Annotated in this window: 15 protein-coding genes, 4 tRNA genes and 1 pseudogene; 8 read left to right on the top strand and 12 right to left on the bottom strand. The window is 58.6% G+C overall.

Annotated features, from left to right (window positions below):
* Positions 1 to 102: 102 nt before the first annotated feature.
* Positions 103 to 726, bottom strand: coding sequence for a glutathione S-transferase family protein (locus tag AC3ZVB_RS08860; RefSeq protein ID WP_490146323.1), 624 nt, complete (start codon positions 724 to 726; stop codon positions 103 to 105).
* A gap of 43 nt (positions 727 to 769) precedes the next feature.
* Positions 770 to 1,429 (bottom strand): transglutaminase-like domain-containing protein, encoded by a 660-nt coding sequence (locus tag AC3ZVB_RS08865; protein WP_194693107.1) that lies wholly within the window; start codon positions 1,427 to 1,429, stop codon positions 770 to 772.
* A gap of 249 nt (positions 1,430 to 1,678) precedes the next feature.
* Between AC3ZVB_RS08865 and AC3ZVB_RS08870 the strand changes: the two genes are divergently transcribed.
* A complete protein-coding gene (locus AC3ZVB_RS08870; RefSeq protein ID WP_162437990.1) occupies positions 1,679 to 4,126 on the top strand; it encodes an acyl-CoA dehydrogenase in 2,448 nt (815 codons plus the stop codon).
* Positions 4,127 to 4,200: 74 nt separating this feature from the next.
* Complete coding sequence (locus AC3ZVB_RS08875; RefSeq protein WP_162437989.1) at positions 4,201 to 4,608, top strand: PA2817 family protein; 408 nt, start codon at positions 4,201 to 4,203, stop codon at positions 4,606 to 4,608.
* 184 nt (positions 4,609 to 4,792) lie between these two features.
* Here the strand turns inward: AC3ZVB_RS08875 and AC3ZVB_RS08880 are convergent, their stop codons facing one another.
* The gene (locus AC3ZVB_RS08880) at positions 4,793 to 5,779 is read right to left on the bottom strand and encodes a LysR family transcriptional regulator (protein WP_490146324.1); all 987 of its coding nucleotides are present in this window, start codon (positions 5,777 to 5,779) and stop codon (positions 4,793 to 4,795) included.
* An 88-nt stretch (positions 5,780 to 5,867) separates the two neighbouring features.
* Between AC3ZVB_RS08880 and AC3ZVB_RS08885 the strand changes: the two genes are divergently transcribed.
* Complete coding sequence (locus AC3ZVB_RS08885) at positions 5,868 to 6,494, top strand: alanyl-tRNA editing protein (protein ID WP_490146325.1); 627 nt, start codon at positions 5,868 to 5,870, stop codon at positions 6,492 to 6,494.
* Positions 6,495 to 6,661: 167 nt separating this feature from the next.
* Complete coding sequence (locus AC3ZVB_RS08890; RefSeq protein WP_490146326.1) at positions 6,662 to 7,300, top strand: LysE family translocator; 639 nt, start codon at positions 6,662 to 6,664, stop codon at positions 7,298 to 7,300.
* Between the two features lie 107 nt (positions 7,301 to 7,407).
* On the opposite strand, the gene AC3ZVB_RS08895 is transcribed toward AC3ZVB_RS08890, so the two are convergent.
* The 5 genes from AC3ZVB_RS08895 to AC3ZVB_RS08915 form a co-directional block, all read right to left on the bottom strand.
* Positions 7,408 to 8,763 carry an MATE family efflux transporter gene (locus AC3ZVB_RS08895; protein ID WP_218576857.1) on the bottom strand — a complete coding sequence of 452 codons (1,356 nt, stop codon included), beginning with the start codon at positions 8,761 to 8,763 and terminating at the stop codon, positions 7,408 to 7,410.
* 201 nt (positions 8,764 to 8,964) lie between these two features.
* Positions 8,965 to 9,040 (bottom strand) — tRNA-Gly (locus tag AC3ZVB_RS08900).
* A 3-nt stretch (positions 9,041 to 9,043) separates the two neighbouring features.
* Positions 9,044 to 9,119 (bottom strand) — tRNA-Glu (locus tag AC3ZVB_RS08905).
* 104 nt (positions 9,120 to 9,223) lie between these two features.
* Positions 9,224 to 9,299 (bottom strand) — tRNA-Gly (locus AC3ZVB_RS08910).
* Positions 9,300 to 9,302: 3 nt separating this feature from the next.
* A tRNA-Glu gene (locus tag AC3ZVB_RS08915) sits at positions 9,303 to 9,378 on the bottom strand.
* A gap of 393 nt (positions 9,379 to 9,771) precedes the next feature.
* Between AC3ZVB_RS08915 and AC3ZVB_RS08920 the strand changes: the two genes are divergently transcribed.
* Complete coding sequence (locus AC3ZVB_RS08920; RefSeq protein ID WP_490146327.1) at positions 9,772 to 10,530, top strand: hypothetical protein; 759 nt, start codon at positions 9,772 to 9,774, stop codon at positions 10,528 to 10,530.
* A 73-nt stretch (positions 10,531 to 10,603) separates the two neighbouring features.
* Here AC3ZVB_RS08920 and AC3ZVB_RS08925 read toward each other — a convergent pair whose 3' ends face one another.
* The 3 genes and pseudogenes from AC3ZVB_RS08925 to AC3ZVB_RS08935 form a co-directional block, all read right to left on the bottom strand.
* Positions 10,604 to 11,317: a methyl-accepting chemotaxis protein gene (locus AC3ZVB_RS08925; protein WP_442966326.1), complete on the bottom strand. Its 714-nt coding sequence runs from the start codon at positions 11,315 to 11,317 to the stop codon at positions 10,604 to 10,606.
* A pseudogene (locus tag AC3ZVB_RS08930) lies at positions 11,303 to 12,568 on the bottom strand (HAMP domain-containing methyl-accepting chemotaxis protein); the annotation flags it as partial. The gene AC3ZVB_RS08925 and the pseudogene AC3ZVB_RS08930, both read right to left, overlap by 15 nt.
* Positions 12,569 to 12,965: 397 nt before the next feature.
* Entirely contained in the window at positions 12,966 to 13,727 is a 762-nt protein-coding gene (locus tag AC3ZVB_RS08935) for an SDR family oxidoreductase (RefSeq protein WP_194693114.1), read from the bottom strand.
* Between the two features lie 236 nt (positions 13,728 to 13,963).
* Between AC3ZVB_RS08935 and AC3ZVB_RS08940 the strand changes: the two genes are divergently transcribed.
* Entirely contained in the window at positions 13,964 to 14,968 is a 1,005-nt protein-coding gene (locus tag AC3ZVB_RS08940; RefSeq protein WP_490146328.1) for an NADP-dependent oxidoreductase, read from the top strand.
* Positions 14,969 to 15,053: 85 nt separating this feature from the next.
* On the opposite strand, the gene pyrF is transcribed toward AC3ZVB_RS08940, so the two are convergent.
* On the bottom strand, positions 15,054 to 15,752 hold the full coding sequence (gene pyrF / locus AC3ZVB_RS08945) for an orotidine-5'-phosphate decarboxylase (protein ID WP_162437980.1): 699 nt from the start codon (positions 15,750 to 15,752) through the stop codon (positions 15,054 to 15,056).
* 283 nt (positions 15,753 to 16,035) lie between these two features.
* On the opposite strand from pyrF, the gene AC3ZVB_RS08950 reads away from it, so the two are divergent.
* Positions 16,036 to 16,794 carry a response regulator gene (locus AC3ZVB_RS08950; RefSeq protein WP_490146329.1) on the top strand — a complete coding sequence of 253 codons (759 nt, stop codon included), beginning with the start codon at positions 16,036 to 16,038 and terminating at the stop codon, positions 16,792 to 16,794.
* Entirely contained in the window at positions 16,794 to 17,807 is a 1,014-nt protein-coding gene (locus AC3ZVB_RS08955; protein WP_490146330.1) for a sensor histidine kinase, read from the top strand. The genes AC3ZVB_RS08950 and AC3ZVB_RS08955 overlap by 1 nt, the downstream gene beginning before the upstream one ends.

Consider the following 17,807-nt stretch of genomic DNA (forward strand, 5'->3'; position numbering starts at 1 on the left):
GGATAGATAAGGGCGGGCGGCGACTAACACAACCACAGCGCATGGAGGCAATGGTGCTTGTCGTCGCCACACAAGTACAGTCAAGCGTGTCGATAGTGAGTATTAAGTCAACGCGGTCATGACGGCTTTCTGATACGCCGGACGCTGCTTGAGCCGTGCGTACCAGGCTTGCAGATGGGGTTGCGGCGCACGCTCGATCGGCATCTCGAACCAGGCATAAATAAAACTGCCCAGCGGAATGTCGCCCATGCCGATCTCGTTACCCGACAGGTAAGGCTGGGTTGCCAGTGCCGCATCGGCCATCGCCAGTAAGCCGTTGCACTCTTTGATAGCGGCGTTGATGGCGGACCAGTCCTGCTGATCTGCCGGGGTGCGCAACACGCCCCAGAACACGGTGCGGAAAGGGCCGGCAAAACTTGAGGTGGTCCAGTCCATCCACTTGTCGGCAGCCGCGCGGGCCTGCGGATCAGCCCTGTACCAATGGGTGTCGTTGGCGTGACGGGCCATCAGGTAACGAACGATGGCGTTGGACTCCCAAAGTACGAAACCATCGTCCTGAATAACCGGCACACGGCCATTGGGGTTCATCGCCCGATACTCGGGCGTATCGACCACCCCGAACGCGCCGCCCGCATCAATCGCCTCATAGGCCAGGCCCAGCTCTTCGGCGGCCCATAACGGCTTTCTGACATTCGACGAATTTTTCCGACCCCAGATTTTCAGCATGACCGCCTCTTTATGGATGAATGCGCAGGCAGCATACGCCGGATCAGGAGCGACTCAAATCGCCCTGCATATCACCCAGCAACGGCGGCAGTTGATCGCTGAAAAGGTGCGGATAGCATTTTTCCAGGTGCTCGAAAAAGAACGCTTCGGGCACGTCGGTAAACTGACCGTGATCGATCAGGTACTCCATCAACTGCTCACCATCGCGATTGAAGGGATGAAAAACGCTGTCGTTGATCCCGTCGAATTCCAGCGGCGCGACATTGAACAGTTCACACAATCCTTGATTGAACGCAGGCGTGGCTTTGACCCAGCGGCCGTTCAAAAACAACTCGGTATAGCCGTGCATGGCGAACACATCACTCTTGAGCAGCTCGAGTAACCGCGGCGTCGACAGGTGATTGCGCACATCCGCCAGACCAATACGTGCAGGGATACCGCAATGTCGTGCGGCACCCGCCAGCAACGTGGCTTTGGGCACGCAGTAACTCTCCCCGGCCGCCAGCGCATAACTGCCGCGCAGGGTTTGCGGGTCGCGGCTGAAGGTGTAAGGGTTGTAGCGCACGGCTTCGCGCACCGCGTAATAAAGATTGATCGCCTGCTCGAGCGGGTCGCGACTGGCGCCCCGATGTTTTTCAGCGAACTCCACCACGGACGGATGGTCACTATCGATGAAGCGGCCGGGACTCAGATACTCGTGCATGAGAACAATCTCCTGGGGAAGCCACGAGTCTAGCGACAGCTTCAGCACAGAGATAACGACGTTTCGGCCAAACATGGACGCATAGCCGCGCCGGTAGCGAACGAATGCCGCGCCCTGATGCCCACTGATCCTGCAAAACGCGTTGAAGGTTTCCCACGAATTCAATCACCTCGCTCTGATCACCCTGTTTTACGGATGCCGTCTAAGCTCTGAAGGTTGGTTTTGCCCCTGGTTCACGGAGGATTAAATATGCTGTTATTGTGGATACTGGTTCTGATTGTCGGGATCGCCTACCTGGCCCACCGCCGAACCGCCCCGCTCCCCGCACTGTGCATTGTCGCCGTCTACGTCGTGGCGATGGGCGCATTCAGTCACGCGCCGGGATGGTTATTGCTGGTGCTCTGGGTGTTGATCGCAGCCGTTGCGGCGCCTTTGTTGCTGCCCGATCTGCGTCGCAAATTTTTCAGTGCGCCACTGTTCAGCTGGTTTCAGAAAACACTGCCGCCAATGTCGCAAACAGAACGCGACGCCATCGATGCCGGCACCGTCTGGTGGGATGGTGAACTGTTCAGCGGCCGGCCGGACTGGGACAAACTGCTGTCCTATCCAAAAGTGCAATTGAGCGAAGAAGAACAGGCATTCATCGACGGTCCGACCGAAGAACTCTGCGCCATGGTGACCGACTGGCAAATCGGCCAGGACATGGACTTGCCGCCAGAAGCCTGGAGCCACATCAAGGAGAACGGCTTTTTCGCCCTGATCATTCCAAAAGAATTTGGTGGCAAGGGCTTCTCCGCCTACGCCCACTCACAGGTCGCAATGAAACTGGCGACTCGCAGCGGCGACCTCGCCTCCACCGTGATGGTGCCCAACTCCCTCGGCCCTGCTGAACTGCTGTTGCACTACGGCACCGACGAACAACGCAACCACTACCTGCCACGCCTCGCGCGCGGTGACGACATTCCGTGCTTCGCCCTTACCGGACCGCTCGCGGGCTCGGATGCAGGGGCCATGCCCGATACCGGCGTTATCTGCAAAGGTGAATGGGAAGGCAAGGAAACACTGGGCCTGCGCCTGAACTGGGAAAAGCGCTACATCACCCTCGGACCCGTCGCTACCCTTCTCGGCCTGGCATTCAAGGCCTACGACCCGGACCATCTGCTGGGTGACAAGGAAGACCTGGGCATCAGCCTGGCGCTGATTCCAACCGACACTGCCGGCGTTGAAATCGGTCGCCGTCACCTGCCACTGGGCGCCGCGTTCATGAACGGTCCCAACTCCGGCAAAGACGTGTTCGTGCCACTGGAATTCCTCATCGGCGGCCAGGAAATGCTCGGCAAGGGCTGGATGATGTTGATGAATTGCCTGTCGGTCGGGCGCTCGATTTCCCTCCCGGCAGTGGGTACCGGCGCGGCGAAGTTCACCAGCCTGGTGACCGGGCAATACGCGCAGGTTCGCGAGCAGTTCAACGTGCCACTCTCAGCCTTCGAAGGCATTCAGGAAGCCATGGCGCGCATCGGCGGTAACGCCTGGATGATGGACGCCGCGCGAATGCTGACCGCCAACGCCGTGGACCTGGGTGAGAAACCGTCGGTGCTGTCGGCGATTCTCAAGTACCACCTCACCGAACGCGGACGTGAATGCATCAGTCACGCCATGGACGTTCATGGCGGCAAAGCGATCATCATGGGACCGAACAATTACCTGGGTCGCAGCTGGAATGGCGCGCCGATCTTCATCACGGTGGAAGGCGCGAATATTCTTTCGCGTAACCTGATGATCTTCGGTCAGGGCGCGATTCGCTGCCATCCTTTCGTCCTCAAGGAAATGGCGCTTGCCGGTCGTGAGGACAAGGATCAGGCCCTCATTGAATTTGATGGTCTGCTGCTCCAGCACATCGGTTTTGCCGTGAGCAACGCCGCCAGCACGCTGGTGTTGAACCTTGGTTTCGGCCATTTCGAGCGGGCGCCGGGCAACGGGCTCAGCCAGGGTTACTTCCGCGCTCTGAACCGTCAGGCTGCCGCGTTCGCCATGCTCGCCGACCTCAGCATGATGTTGCTGGGTGGCGAACTGAAACGTCGCGAACGCTTGTCGGCGCGCCTCGGGGATGTGCTCAGCAACATGTACCTCGCTTCCGCCGCGCTCAAGCGTTATCACGATCTCGATTCTCCCGACCATATGGCCCCGCTGTTTACCTGGGCCATGGAAGAGAGTCTCGGCCAGTCGGAACGGGCGCTGGATGAACTGCTGACCAACTTCCCCAATAAGGTGCTGGGCTGTCTGCTGCGCGTGATCGTCTTTCCGTTCGGTCGTCGTCACAAGGGACCATCGGACAAACTCGGTGCGCAAGTGGCGGCTGTGATTGGTCGCGCCAAGGGCGATCCGACCCTCGAGGAACTGCTGGGTGGGTGCTACCGTCCGCAGTCGGCCGATGACGCCGTCGGCGCTCTGCAACACGCGTGCAACCTGCTGAATGCAGCGCAGCCGCTGCAGAAAAAACTGCATGTGGCGCTCAAAAGTGGCCAGGTCAAACCGGCCGCTGGGGAGCACGCGATCGATGCAGCGCTGGAGGCGGGTGCGTTGCAGCCGGTAGAAGCACAAACCCTGCGTGATGCCGAAACGGCGCGACGCAAGGTGATCGACGTCGATGATTTCGACAAAGAGGAGTTGGCGCTGGCCGAAGGTAAGGTCCGCTGATTCCGTTCCACCTATAAAAACGGGCGCAGGAGCTTTATACTCCCGCGCCCGTTTTGCTCTTGAGGACTTATCTCGTGTCCAACATCGTTGCCGATCATCTCGTTTTGCTAGACCACTTGCGCAGCATCCTGGTCGCCGTGGGTGAGGCCGAGCAGGTACCCGAAGAAAGCCATGCCTTGTTCCTTGAGCGTTTCGACGAACTGCGGGCATTGCTGCCCGTCGATCCGATCGAAAGCCAGTACCTGGGCCAGGACATCCTCTGCCAGGTCATCACCCGTTATCCGCAAATCGCCCACCTGGTCCCGCGCGACCTGCTGTGGTACTTCGCCGGCGACTGCCTGCACTACATGCCCGATGATGAAATCGCCTTGTACCAGGCGCTGGAAGAACGTCGCTTCGAAGCCGAACAGAACGACGAACCGTTCGACTGGAATCAGGAAAAGCAGTTGTTGGCGATGTCGAACGACGACAGCAAACACTGATCTACGCTCAGAATACAAAAGGCCCGCATGGTTGAACCTGCGGGCCTTTTTTTGGGCTAAATAGAGCAGTGCCTGGTCGGACGCCATCGCAGCAGGCTCACTCCCACATTTAATCGGCGATAAACACAAGATTTGCGTCGTATGCGGATCCCTGTGGGAGTGAGCCTGCTCGCGATGGGGCCCGTCAAAGCAACCCGTCACTCTCGGGCAATTCATACGCCGCCAGTTCAGTGGCCTTTCCCGGCTTGCCCAGGGTCGGCTCTTTCTCCAGGCACTCCACCAGATAGTCGATAAACACCCGCAACTTCGGCGGCATGTAGCGCGTGGGCGAATGCAGCAGCCACGCGCCACCGTGGTAAGACGCCAGGAAGGTCCAGTCGGGCAGGACCTGCACGATCAGCCCCTGTTCCAGCGCATAACGCGCAGTAAAGTAAGGCAGGCTGCCAATCCCGATATGCTGCAACACCGCGCCCAAACGCACGCCAGTATGGTTGGCGGCGTAACGCCCACGCACACCCACCGTCACCGACTTGGTGCCCTTCTTGAATTTCCAGCGCGCATCGCTCGGGGTTTCTCCCAGATAGATGCAGCTGTGGTTAAGCAAGTCATGAGGATGAGTCGGCGTACCGTGCTCGGCCAGGTACTGCGGCGTCGCGCACAGCATGTGATCAATGGTCAGTAATTGACGGCCGACCAGCCCTGCGGGGGGGCGATCGGTAATCCGGATGGCCAGGTCGACGTTGTCGTCGATCAGATCCACCTGGCGGTCCTCGAGAAACAGCTCCACGTCCACCTTGGGATAACGGCGCAAAAACTCCGGCATGTGCGGATGAATCACGAAGCGGCCCACCGCCTTGGGCACGCTGACACGCACTAATCCTTCAGCTTCATCGATGAACTGGCCGCTGATTTCCATGACCGACTTGGCGGCACTGACCATCTCCTGGCAACGCTTGAACACCTCCTCGCCCCCGTCACTCAAACGCAACTTGCGCGTCGTGCGTTGCAACAGGCGGGTAGCCAGCGCCTTCTCCAACCGCGAAATGCTGCGACTGACGGCCGAGGGCGACGATCCCAATTGGCGAGCCGCTTCCGAGAAGCTTCCGGTCTCGACGACCTTGACGAAAATCGCCATTTCACCGAGTAGCGGCAGGGGTAGATTTATGCTCACGGCGCAACAGTCCTTTGATGTTTGAACGGATTATCACGCAATTACCCGCTTCATATAATGAAAAACAGAATACTGACGGACATGGAATATGACGCTTCGCCTCTTTTTCCATAGTGATGACCTCAAAGCCAATGTAGAGGTCCTGGACTGCACCCCCCAAGAAAACGAATTCGCCGTGGTGCTCAGGGCCACGCTGTTTCACCCTCAAGGAGGCGGACAACCCTTTGATACTGGCTGGATCGGCGAGAGCCAGGTTTTGCGCGTCGTACAGGACCCGGACCGGATCATCCATTTCGTTGATCGCCCCGTGAACCCCGGCATGACACAGATTCGGGTGGATGAGCAGCGCAGACAATTCAATACCCGCATGCATTCCGCCGGCCATTTGATCGGTCACCTTGTCCAGTCCATGGGCTGGATGCCGATCAAGGCGCATCACTGGCCAGGTGAAGGACGCGTGCAATTTCGACCTGCCGAATCGGCACAGGAAATCGACGTTCAAACCGTCCAGCATGGCATCGAACAATGGATTGCCCATGACTTGCCGCGCCTGACATCGTTGCGCGAAGGCGTCCGCGAGATCGGTTTCGGCGAACTCCCCGCCTACGGGTGCGGCGGCACCCACGTACGCAGCCTGAAGGATCTGGGTCGCGTCACGATCGCCTCCGTCACGCAGAAAAAAGGGACGCTTTCAGTGCACTACAGCGTGGACTGAAGCTCAGCATGATCGCCTGGAGCCCGTTCATCCCGGGCTCCCTGGACTCCCCGACAGATGGACCCAAGACATGATGCCAGACGTCGAGTGTCTGGATGAGACCTGCATAAAAAACTGGCCAACGCCCACCGCGGTATCGCCTCGCCCCTTATCTTTTGGAGTTGAAAATGCTGTCGAATTACCTGGGCGAGTTTCTTGCGCTGGCAACTATTCACTTTCTGGCGGTGGTCGCTCCCGGACCGGATTTTGCGATCACCATCCGCCAGAGCGTGCGCTTTGGCCGACTCGTCGGGATCTGCACGGCGCTCGGTATAGGTGCGGGCATTTCGGTCCATGTGCTCTATACCTTGCTCGGCGTCGGTGCATTGATGCACACAATCCCCTGGTTGCTGACAGTCGCCAAGGTCGTGGGCGGGGCTTACATCTTGTACCTCGGTATCAGCCTCGTTCGCAGCAAACCCAAAACCCTGTTGGAGGGTGAAAAGACTGCAGACGAACCCGCGATCGAACAATCGCTGCTGAAAGCCTTCACCACAGGCTTCCTGACCAACGCCACCAACCCCAAGGCCACGCTGTTTTTCCTGGCGATATTTACCACGCTCATCAGCGCCACCACACCGTTGAACGTTCAGGCGCTTTACGGCGTCTGGATGTGCTTCGTCAACGCGCTCTGGTTTGTCATCGTCGCGCTGTTCTTTTCGAGCAACCGGGTGCGCTTGCTGTTCATGCGAATGGGGCATTGGTTCGAGCGCACGATGGGGGTGATTTTGATTTTGTTTGCGGGGCGATTGATTCTGTCGATGTAAAAACTTTTCAGCAGCGCGTGAAGAAATACGAGGTTTTTGAACATCCGAAATTGGGGGCTCGATGCCTCGGACAAGGCCCGACAATGTTGATCTCGGGCCTATTCGTTTCAGTTCACCACCACTGGCGACCGCCGACTGCTATGAATAAAGCGCCAGCCCATCAATACCGTTGCCAACGTGAGGGCTACAATCAATCCTGACCAGACACCTTCAGGCCCCCACCCCAATCCAAACGCCAGCCCCGCCCCCAGCGGCACGCCCACGCCCCAGTAACAGAAAATCGCCAACCACATCGGCACTTTCGTGTCCTGTAATCCGCGCAACGCCCCTGCTGAAAGCATCTGTAACCCATCTGGAAACTGCAATGCAGCGGTGTACAGCAAAAGCGTCGATGCCAGCGCAGTCACAGCGACGTCCCGACTGTAGAGATTTGCGATGGCTTCATGCCCGAACAACAGGACCAGGACCGAGACGGATTGTGCCAGCAAGACGATGACGCAACCCGCCCAGGCCGCCTGCCTGACGCCCTTGGCATCTCCACGTCCCAGCGCATGGCCGACCCTGACCGTCGTCGCTTCCGCCACAGCCACCGGAATCATGAAACACAATTGGGCCAGGTTGACCGCAATCTGATGCGCCGACAGATAGATTGAACCCAGCCGCCCGATCAGTAATGAAGTCACGATAAAGAGGCTGCCCTGCATCAATATGGCGATGCCTATGGGCATCCCCGTTCTGAGCAGATTGAGGATTTGTACGCGGCAGGGAAGATCGAAGCGGGCAAACAGCTGCAAGTGCGCAAGACGTTTGCTGCGCCACAGGTAGAGTGCGAAAACGAGCGCTTGCAACCACATCATGGTGGCCGAAGCGATTCCCAGGCCTTGGGCGCCGAGATTGGGGAAACCCAACTTGCCGTTGGCCAGGATGTAGCCCAAGGGCGCCAGCACCAGCAGCCCACCAAAACCGAACAGCATGGTCGGCCGCATCCAGTGCATCCCCTCGCACAGATAGCGCATGCAAAAAAACAGGGTCAACGCCGGACTCCCCCAGCGCACCGCATACAAAAACGCCTGCGCTCCCGGAATCATTTCCTCTGCGATGCCGGCAGGCGAGAGCAACGTGGGGGCCAGACTGAGGAAGCCGAACATCAGGAGGCCCATGAAAAGCGCCAACCACAACGCTTGCCGAAATATCAGCCCTATTTCCTCCTGACGATTTGCACCACGCAGACGTGCCACGGTGGCCGTCAGCGCTATCAAGGTGCCGATCGGCACAAGCATCGGCAGCCATAACAACGCCGTTCCCAGCGTGACTGCCGCCAGCGTGTCCGTACCGTGATGGCCAGCAATCAGGTTGTCCACAAGCGCTATCAGGCCGGCGCAAACATGGCCCACGACGAGAGGCAGGGCCAAGATTGCCGTTGCCCGGACCTCCGGGAACGAAACTGAAGACAGGAACTTCATTGGCATCACAGGAACGACCTCCTAGCAAACTCGCCGCAACGGCTGGTGGGCTGATCGTTATGCCAGAACTTCCAGAATCGTGATGTCAGACGCTTCCGATTTTCACTTTTTCGCTGTAGGAATTGTCGAACAGGAAGGAAGAAGACAAAAAACGCGCAAACAAAAACGCCGCTCATTGCTGAACGGCGTTTTTGTTAAATATGGAGCGGGAAACGAGACTCGAACTCGCGACCCCGACCTTGGCAAGGTCGTGCTCTACCAACTGAGCTATTCCCGCAAATGGCGTCCCCTAGGGGACTCGAACCCCTGTTACCGCCGTGAAAGGGCGGTGTCCTAGGCCACTAGACGAAGGGGACACGCTGCCCGGAACACATGGTGTGTGTTTCGGTGCCCAGATCCGCATCCTGAGACTTGGTTCTGGTTTCACTCAGCCCTGCCCGAAAGCAACGCTGTTTAAAATTGGAGCGGGAAACGAGACTCGAACTCGCGACCCCGACCTTGGCAAGGTCGTGCTCTACCAACTGAGCTATTCCCGCAAATGGCGTCCCCTAGGGGACTCGAACCCCTGTTACCGCCGTGAAAGGGCGGTGTCCTAGGCCACTAGACGAAGGGGACACACGTACAACATTCACTCCCTACCGCGTTTCGCTGTGTGCTTTACGCTGTAAGTGGCGCGCATTCTATGGATGGATTGAGGGGTCGTCAACCCCCTGATATAAATTTATTTAAATCAATGACTTCGCCCAGCTTTGAGGCGCCAATCCAGGGTTTCCGCCGTCCGGTCTCTGGCACCTATATTCTGACTCGCATCAAGGCGTTATAGTCGAGTCACGTTCCAGGTGATGGCAAGGTGACTCCATCCGCGCAACGCTTATATATGTACGCAGACGGCCGATATAAGCAGAACACTGTCCGATTCATCCGGTCGTACAGCGCTATGCGGTCCAATGCCAAGCCACTACACTCGATCGCGAATCCCATAAAGAGGTCTTACCGTTGACGCCACTCATGATCACCCTGCTCGTCGTTGGCGGGATCGCACTGTTGATCGCCATTGGTTACATGAACAATGTGGTGGAAAACAACAAGCTGGAAAAGGCCCGCACCAAGGTTGAGCTCAACGATCGCCTGCGTCGCTGCGGCGAAATCACCGAGACATTCCCCGGCCAGCTGATGACACCGGCGCTCAAGCTGCTGTTGACCCGACTGGAACTGAATGTCTGTCAGCGCCTGCTCAACCTGGAAAAATCCAATGCCGGCCTCAAGACGCGGATTGCCGAGCTGACGACCCTTGTCGCCCAGGGCGAATCGATCCCGGTCAACAATCCGCCAGCACCGATCCAGACCGAAGCGAAAGCCAAAGATGTACGGTTCCTGCTCGAAGCCCTTCACGGTCAGATCACCCGCGCCTCCCAGGACGGGTTTTTGCCGACCAATGAAGCCAAACGCTGGATCTGTGAAGTTCGCCACATCCTGGTCCTGTTGCACATCGAGTTCTTCAACAACCTTGGCCAGCACTCCCTGCAACAGAATCAGCCGGGGCAGGCCCGCCTGGCGTTCGAACGCGGCGTGCAGTACTTGCGTAAACAGCAGGATCCGCAGGTGTATGCCGAGCAGCTTCAGTACCTGGAAAAGCTCCTGGCGCGCGCTAACGCACAGGTGATGGACAAAACCGCACCGGCTGAGGACGAAGTGAATCAGTTGACTGAAGGCCTCAAGGATGTCGAGGCGGATGCGGACTGGAAGAAGAAAGTGATCTACGACTGATGCCACGCAAAACAAAAAGCCACCGGATCAGGTGGCTTTTTTGTTTCGACGCGAACCTGTCACCCAGCGGATATCACAACCTGAAGTGCCCCACCATTCCCTTCAATTCAACGCCCAACTGCGCCAGCTCGATACTCGACGCCGCATTCCCCTGCATCGCCAGGGAAGACTGATCCGCACTGGCGCGGATGCTCGTCACACTGCGATTGATCTCCTCGGCCACTGAACTCTGCTCCTCGGCCGCTGCCGCGATCTGCTGGTTCATCTGCTGGATCAACGACACCGCTGCCGCAATGCTGCCCAGCGCGCTCTCGGTCTGCAGCGCATCACTGACCGCCAGCTTCACCAGCTCGCCACTGCTTTGAATCTGTTGCACCGACGCCTGAGCCGCTGAACGCAAGGCACTGACCAGACGCTCGATTTCCTCGGTGGATTGCTGGGTGCGCTTGGCCAGCGCCCTGACTTCATCGGCAACGACCGCAAAGCCCCTGCCCTGCTCTCCCGCCCGGGCCGCCTCGATGGCCGCATTCAGGGCCAGCAAATTGGTTTGCTCAGCCACGCTTTTGATCACGCTGAGCACCGTACCGATGTTCTGGATCTCTGCGCTCAAGCTTTCAATACTTGAGCTGGCTGCGGTGGCGGAGTCCGCCAACTGTTCGATCCGCACCATGCTCTGACGCACCACCTGTTGACCGCTTTCAACCTTGCCATCAGCTGTCTGCGCCGCTTGGGCAGCCTCCTCCGCATTACGCGCGACATCGTGCACGGTAGCGGTCATCTGATTCATTGCCGTTGCGACCTGATCGGTTTCTTCCTTTTGGCTGCTGACTTCAAGGTTGGTCTGTTCAGTCCCCGCCGACAGCGACTGCGCCGAACTGGCCAACTGTTCAATGCCAGCCTGCAAGCCACTGACGATGCTGCTCAGGCCCGCACCCATTTGCTGCATGGCCTGCATCAACTGACCGATCTCGTCACGCCGCGTCACCTCGACCGTCGCACTCAGATCACCCGCCGCGATTTGCCGAGCGACAAGGATCACACTGCGCAACGGCGACACGATCAGACGGGTGATCACCCACGCCGCAATCAACCCGACCAGTAATGCCAAAGCGGACGACCCGATGATCAGCAGCGAATTCTTTTTCAGTTCCGTCTGCATCGACTGATCTTCAGCGACATAAGCCTGATCCACGCGCTCCACGACCTCAGCCGCACGTTGGTGCAACTGCCCATACACCGTCTTTTCCTGAGCCAGCAGCCCCGTGTACTCGGCGAGCTTTTCACTGAAACCGCCGATGTGACCGGTCACTTCATTGAGTACGGTCTGATAGCCCTCATCCTTGACCGTGGCCTTAAGCTGTTCGGCCTGGACCAACGCCTGGTCGGCCTGTTCGATCTTGCCCTGACCGGCGCTGTCATCGCCTTTGCGGCTAAGGTCCAGGCGCACTCGCGCCTCGTTCATGGCCTGCAACATCAAACGGGATACCTGACTGACCTGATTGGCTTGCTCGATAAACTGCGCGCCGTCCTTGCCCTCGGTTTCTTTCAATGTGTAAGCACCGTCATCAGCCAGGCCCGCTTGCAGCACATCGAGATTGTTCGCCACGCTAGACACCGACCAACTGGCCATTTCCAATGACAGGTCCTTGGCCTGGCTGAGCGAGACGAACTCGTCAAAGGCTTTGCGATAAGCCCCCAGGGACTGCTCCACGTCGTTCATCACCGGAACATTGTTTGCAGACTCGGACTTGAGCTGCGTCGCCAACGCAACCAAGGCGTCCACACCTTCGCGCAGCGCATCGGCGGTTTTCGGATTGGCGTGCAAGGCAAAATCCTGCTCGAGCAGCCGTACCTTGAGCAAGCCGCTGTTGAGTGTCGACATCTGCTTGAGGCCTTCGAAGCGCTGGCTGATGGTCTGCAGGGACCACACACCGATCGCCGCAACCAACGCGGTCAATACCAGCACCAAGGCAAACCCGATACCCAGTTTTTTCGCCATACCGAGGTTGGCAAAACGTCCTTGCGCGGCCGAAATCATTGCACTGAGTCCCCTGACATAGTCGATTGACGCAGATTCGCAACGGGCCAGGATCCGCACAAGTCTCTGGCGTCGGAATAATGGCAAAAAGCTACAGGCTCGTCGTTTTCAGAACGTTTGAGGTCGATTCGGGTTGGTAGCCTTAAGAAAAATTTCAGGCGAGCACAATACTGTGGCGAGGGGATTTATCGCCGCTGGGCTGCGAAGCAGCCCCAAAATCTACATCCGTGGTGCATCAGATACACCGCGTCGCGGGTTTTACGACTGCTGCGCAGCCGGACGGGGTGGTGCGGCATTCCGATAAATCCCCTCGCCACAGTATCGTGCTCGTCTGAAGATCGTCCAAGTGAACAGCTTTACGCACGGGCGCGGTTTTTTCATACGTGAAAGGTCTTTTTTAAAATGCTGTAACCCCACCGTCCACGGCCAACGAATGCCCCGTGGTAAACGCTGCACCATCGCTGCACAAGTACAGCACTGCACTGGCGATTTCCTCGACTTTACCGATGCGGCCGACCGGGTGCATGGCGTTAGCAAACTCGGCCTTCTTCGGGTCCGCTTCATAGGCGCGACGGAACATGTCAGTGTCAATGACAGCAGGACACACCGCGTTCACACGGATTTTTTTCTTGGCGTATTCGATGGCTGCCGACTTCGTCAGGCCGATCACCGCGTGTTTCGATGCCGCGTAGATACTCATCTTCGGCGCCGCTCCAAGACCTGCTACCGAAGCTGTGTTGACGATAGCCCCACCGCCCTGAGCCAGCAGCAACGGCAATTGGTACTTCATGCACAGCCAGACGCCCTTGACGTTGACGCCCATGATCGCGTCGAACTCGTCTACGGTGCCTTCAGCCAATTTGCCTTTCTCGATCTCGATCCCGGCGTTGTTGAAGGCGTAGTCGAGACGGCCGTAGGTGGTGATCACCTCGTCCATCAGATTCTTTACATCGCTTTCCAGGGTGACGTTACAGCGCACAAAGGTCGCGTCACCGCCTGCCGTGCGAATGAGCGCCACCGTGCCTTCTCCGCCCGCCGTGTCCAGGTCAGCCACCACCACCTTCAAGCCTTCTGCGGCAAACGCCTGGGCAGTCGCGCGGCCGATACCATTGGCAGCACCGGTCACAACGGCGACCTTGCCAGAAAACGTCATGCTCATTGTTATGTCCTCGAAGAGATGGATGCGGGAGATCGCGTGGGCCCAGTCTAGCCACAGGAGCTGACAGCACGGCAGCACTATCAAAAGGCCGGTTGGGCGACCATGAGTTGCAGTGATGGAACCATGCACTCAATTATCACTGCTCTGGATCGAAGTGCATTCGCCGCATCAGCCAAACTTGCGGGAGTCGCCGCGAAGGTCTATCAACAAGGCTTCATTCATCTTGAGTGCCTGTCATGACTACCCAGACCAATCGCCAGTTCCTGCTCGCCAAACGTCCGGTGGGCCCGGCGACCCGCGAGACCTTCACCTTTCAGGAAGTACCGGTCGGCGAACCGGCTGCGGGTCAGATCCTGGTCAAGAACGAATACCTGTCCCTGGACCCGGCGATGCGTGGCTGGATGAACGAGGGCAAGTCCTACATCCCGCCAGTCGGTATCGGCGAAGTGATGCGCGCATTGGGCGTGGGCAAGGTCATAGCGTCGAACAATCCAGGCTTTGCTGTCGGTGACTACGTCAATGGCGCCCTGGGTGTGCAGGACTATTACCTGGGCGAACCACGCGGTTTCTACAAGGTTGATCCAAAACTGGCCCCCCTGCCGCGCTATTTGTCAGCGTTGGGAATGACCGGCATGACGGCCTACTTTGCCTTGCTCGATGTAGGCGCCCCGAAGGAAGGCGACACCGTGGTGCTGTCCGGTGCTGCCGGCGCAGTGGGGAGCATTGCCGGGCAGATCGCCAAGATCAAGGGTTGCCGGGTGATCGGAATCGCGGGCGGTGCCGACAAGTGCAAGTTCCTGATCGACGAACTGGGTTTTGACGGAGCCATCGACTACAAAAGCGAAGACGTTCAAGCTGGCCTCAAGCGCGAGTGCCCCAAAGGCGTCGACGTGTATTTCGACAACGTCGGTGGCGACATCCTTGACGCGGTTTTGAGCCGCCTGAACATGAAGGCACGGGTGGTTATTTGCGGCGCCATCAGCCAGTACAACAACAAAGAGGCCGTGAAAGGCCCAGCCAACTACCTGTCGTTACTGGTCAACCGCGCGCGAATGGAAGGCTTTGTGGTGATGGACTACGCCGCACAGTTCGCCGCTGCCGGGCAGGAAATGGCCGGCTGGATGGCCAAGGGGCAACTCAAGAGCAAGGAAGACATTGTCGAAGGACTGGAGACGTTCCCGGAGACGCTGATGAAGTTGTTCAGCGGGGAGAATTTCGGGAAGTTGGTGTTGAAGGTCTAATTACACATCAAAAGATCGCAGCCTGCAGCAGCTCCTACACGGGATCGGGTACACCCTGTAGGCGTTGTCGCAGCCTGCGATTTTTTTAAGCCAGTTCGGCAACCACTGCTGCCAATGCCTTGGCCGGATCTGCGGCCTGGCTGATCGGGCGGCCGATCACCAGGTAATCGGAACCGGCATCCAGTGCCTGACGCGGTGTCAGGATGCGGCGTTGATCATCCTGGGCGCTGCCCGCCGGACGAATCCCCGGGGTGACCAATTGCAGTGACGGGTGCGCCGATTTCAGTGCCTGGGCTTCCAGTGCCGAGCACACCAGACCGTCCATCCCGGCTTTCTCTGCCAGTGCGGCCAGGCGCAGTACCTGTTCCTGTGGCTCAATGTCCAGGCCGATGCCCGCCAGATCCTCACGTTCCATGCTGGTGAGCACGGTCACGCCGATCAACAGCGGCTTGGAGCCGGTGCGCTGATCGAGCACTTCACGGCAGGCAGCCATCATGCGCAGGCCGCCGGAGCAATGCACGTTGACCATCCAGACGCCCATTTCCGCAGCAGCCTTGACCGCCATGGCCGTGGTGTTCGGAATGTCGTGAAACTTGAGGTCCAGGAACACTTCGAACCCCTTGTCACGCAGGGTGCCGACAATTTCTGCGGCGCAGCTGGTGAACAGTTCCTTGCCGACTTTGACCCGGCACAGTTTCGGGTCCAACTGGTCGGCCAGCTTCAGTGCGGCGTCACGGGTGGGGAAATCCAGGGCGACGATGATAGGAGTCTGGCAGACGGACATGTGCGGGCTCTCAGGCAGGACGAAATCGGCGCGCATTGTAGCGGAACCAACGGCGCTGCGGGACCCGATGATCGGTAAATCGTCCCGAAGACTCTGGCAAGACTAGTCGGTCCACCCATTGTGTCGAGTTCGATACACAGCCGACATGCCCACAACATCCTTGATCGCTACCCTCGCCCACCGCTACTGATCCTTCCAGCACTTCCCGCCTCCGGGCCGGGCGCCTATGCTGAAGCCACAATCTCGCCGCCATTGGCAGCCTTCCTGGCAGATGAACGCACGCATGCACATTTCTCCGACACCATTGAACGACGATCAAAAAGTGACTGGCGATGGCAAACGCTGGAACATTCGCGCGCTGATCGTCGACGATGACGTCCCGATCCGCGAACTGATGATCGACTACCTGGCCCGGTTCAACATTCACGCCAGCGGTGTCACCGATGGCGACGCGATGCGTCTGGCCCTGCAGGCTGAGTACTTCGATGTGGTGGTGCTCGATCTGATGCTGCCCGGTGAGGACGGTTTGTCGCTGTGCCGCTGGCTGCGTGCCGAATCGGACATTCCCATCCTGATGCTGACCGCTCGCTGCGAGCCTACCGACCGCATCATCGGCCTCGAGCTCGGCGCCGATGACTACATGGCCAAGCCGTTCGAACCGCGAGAACTGGTAGCGCGGATTCAAACCATTCTTCGCCGGGTCCGCGATGATCGCACCGAACAGCGTGCGAACATTCGCTTCGACAACTGGCGCCTGAACAGTGTCCTGCGCCAGTTGGTAGCCGCCGATGGCCTGGTGGTTCCGCTATCGAATGCTGAATTCCGCTTGCTCTGGGTGTTCATCGAACGTCCGCGCCGTGTACTCAGTCGCGAACAACTGCTGGACGCTGCGCGCGGCCGTTCGATCGAGGCGTTCGATCGCAGCATTGATCTGCTGGTATCCCGTCTGCGCCAAAAACTGGGGGATGACCCCAAGGCCCCGCAATTGATCAAAACCGTTCGTGGTGAGGGTTACCTCTTCGACGCACGAGACATCGGCTGATGCGAGCCCGCTTCGACACACTCTTCGGCCGTCTGTTTGGCGTGTTGTTGCTGGCCATTGTCCTTGCTCACCTGTTGGCGTTTGCCTGGTTTCACCATTACGGTCCCCCACCTCCTCCGCCACCAGCGTTTTCCGAGGGGATGAACAAGCCACCACCACGACCCTGGTTTGGTGGGCCTTTGGTGCCCCTGACCTTTCAGTTCATCTCGCTGATCATTGCCGCCTGGTACGGCGCCAAGCTGCTGAGCCAACCTATCCGGCGTCTGAGTGAGGCCGCCGAGCGCTTGAGCGAAAACCTCGACAGCCAGCCACTGGACGAGTCCGGCCCCCGGGAAGCACGGCAGGCTGCTTATACCTTCAACCTCATGCAAAAACGGATCATCGAACAGGTTCATCAACGTTCGAGAATGCTTGGGGCGGTGTCCCATGACCTGCGCACGCCGCTGTCCCGGCTCAAGCTGCGTTTGGAACAGATTGTCGATGAGAAGCTGCAGGGGCAAATGCGTCAGGACCTGGACGACATGATCAGCATGCTCGACGCCACCCTGACTTACTTGCACGAACAACGCACCAGCGAGGCGCCTCAATGGATGGATGTGCAGGCGTTGGTCGAGTCCTTGAGCGAAAATGCTCAGGATCAGGGCGCCGACGTTGAAGTCAGCGGCCACTGTGCTCCGCTGCAAGTGCAGCCGATGGCATTGCGCTCATGCATCAACAATCTGCTGGATAACGCCCTGCGCTATGCAGGGGCAGCGTTGATTAGCCTTGAAGACCATCTAGACCACGTGGTGATCCGGGTCGTTGACCACGGCCCCGGTATCGCGGCGGACAAGCGAGAAGCGGTATTCGAGCCGTTTTTCCGTCTGGAAGGTTCGCGCAACCGCAATTCGGGGGGCGTCGGCCTGGGCATGACCATCGCCCGGGAAGCGGCCGAGCGACAGGCTGGTCAATTGAACCTGGAAGAAACTGTCGGTGGCGGTCTGACCGCAGTGATTCGTTTGCCCCGGACCTGA

Source organism: Pseudomonas sp. MDV22-iso1 (assembly GCF_058145095.1).

Bases quoted from the DNA above. Each gene is read 5' to 3' on its own strand.
- AC3ZVB_RS08865 (WP_194693107.1), bottom strand. From the start codon at position 1,429: ATGCACGAGTATCTGAGTCCCGGCCGCTTCATCGATAGTGACCATCCG.
- AC3ZVB_RS08870 (WP_162437990.1), top strand. From the start codon at position 1,679: ATGCTGTTATTGTGGATACTGGTTCTGATTGTCGGGATCGCCTACCTG.
- AC3ZVB_RS08890 (WP_490146326.1), top strand. From the start codon at position 6,662: ATGCTGTCGAATTACCTGGGCGAGTTTCTTGCGCTGGCAACTATTCAC.
- AC3ZVB_RS08955 (WP_490146330.1), top strand. From the start codon at position 16,794: ATGCGAGCCCGCTTCGACACACTCTTCGGCCGTCTGTTTGGCGTGTTG.
- AC3ZVB_RS08920 (WP_490146327.1), top strand. From the start codon at position 9,772: ATGATCACCCTGCTCGTCGTTGGCGGGATCGCACTGTTGATCGCCATT.
- pyrF (WP_162437980.1), bottom strand. From the start codon at position 15,752: ATGTCCGTCTGCCAGACTCCTATCATCGTCGCCCTGGATTTCCCCACC.
- AC3ZVB_RS08895 (WP_218576857.1), bottom strand. From the start codon at position 8,763: ATGAAGTTCCTGTCTTCAGTTTCGTTCCCGGAGGTCCGGGCAACGGCA.
- AC3ZVB_RS08950 (WP_490146329.1), top strand. From the start codon at position 16,036: ATGCACATTTCTCCGACACCATTGAACGACGATCAAAAAGTGACTGGC.
- AC3ZVB_RS08860 (WP_490146323.1), bottom strand. From the start codon at position 726: ATGCTGAAAATCTGGGGTCGGAAAAATTCGTCGAATGTCAGAAAGCCG.
- AC3ZVB_RS08925 (WP_442966326.1), bottom strand. From the start codon at position 11,317: ATGAATCAGATGACCGCTACCGTGCACGATGTCGCGCGTAATGCGGAG.
- AC3ZVB_RS08885 (WP_490146325.1), top strand. From the start codon at position 5,868: ATGACGCTTCGCCTCTTTTTCCATAGTGATGACCTCAAAGCCAATGTA.
- AC3ZVB_RS08935 (WP_194693114.1), bottom strand. From the start codon at position 13,727: ATGAGCATGACGTTTTCTGGCAAGGTCGCCGTTGTGACCGGTGCTGCC.
- AC3ZVB_RS08940 (WP_490146328.1), top strand. From the start codon at position 13,964: ATGACTACCCAGACCAATCGCCAGTTCCTGCTCGCCAAACGTCCGGTG.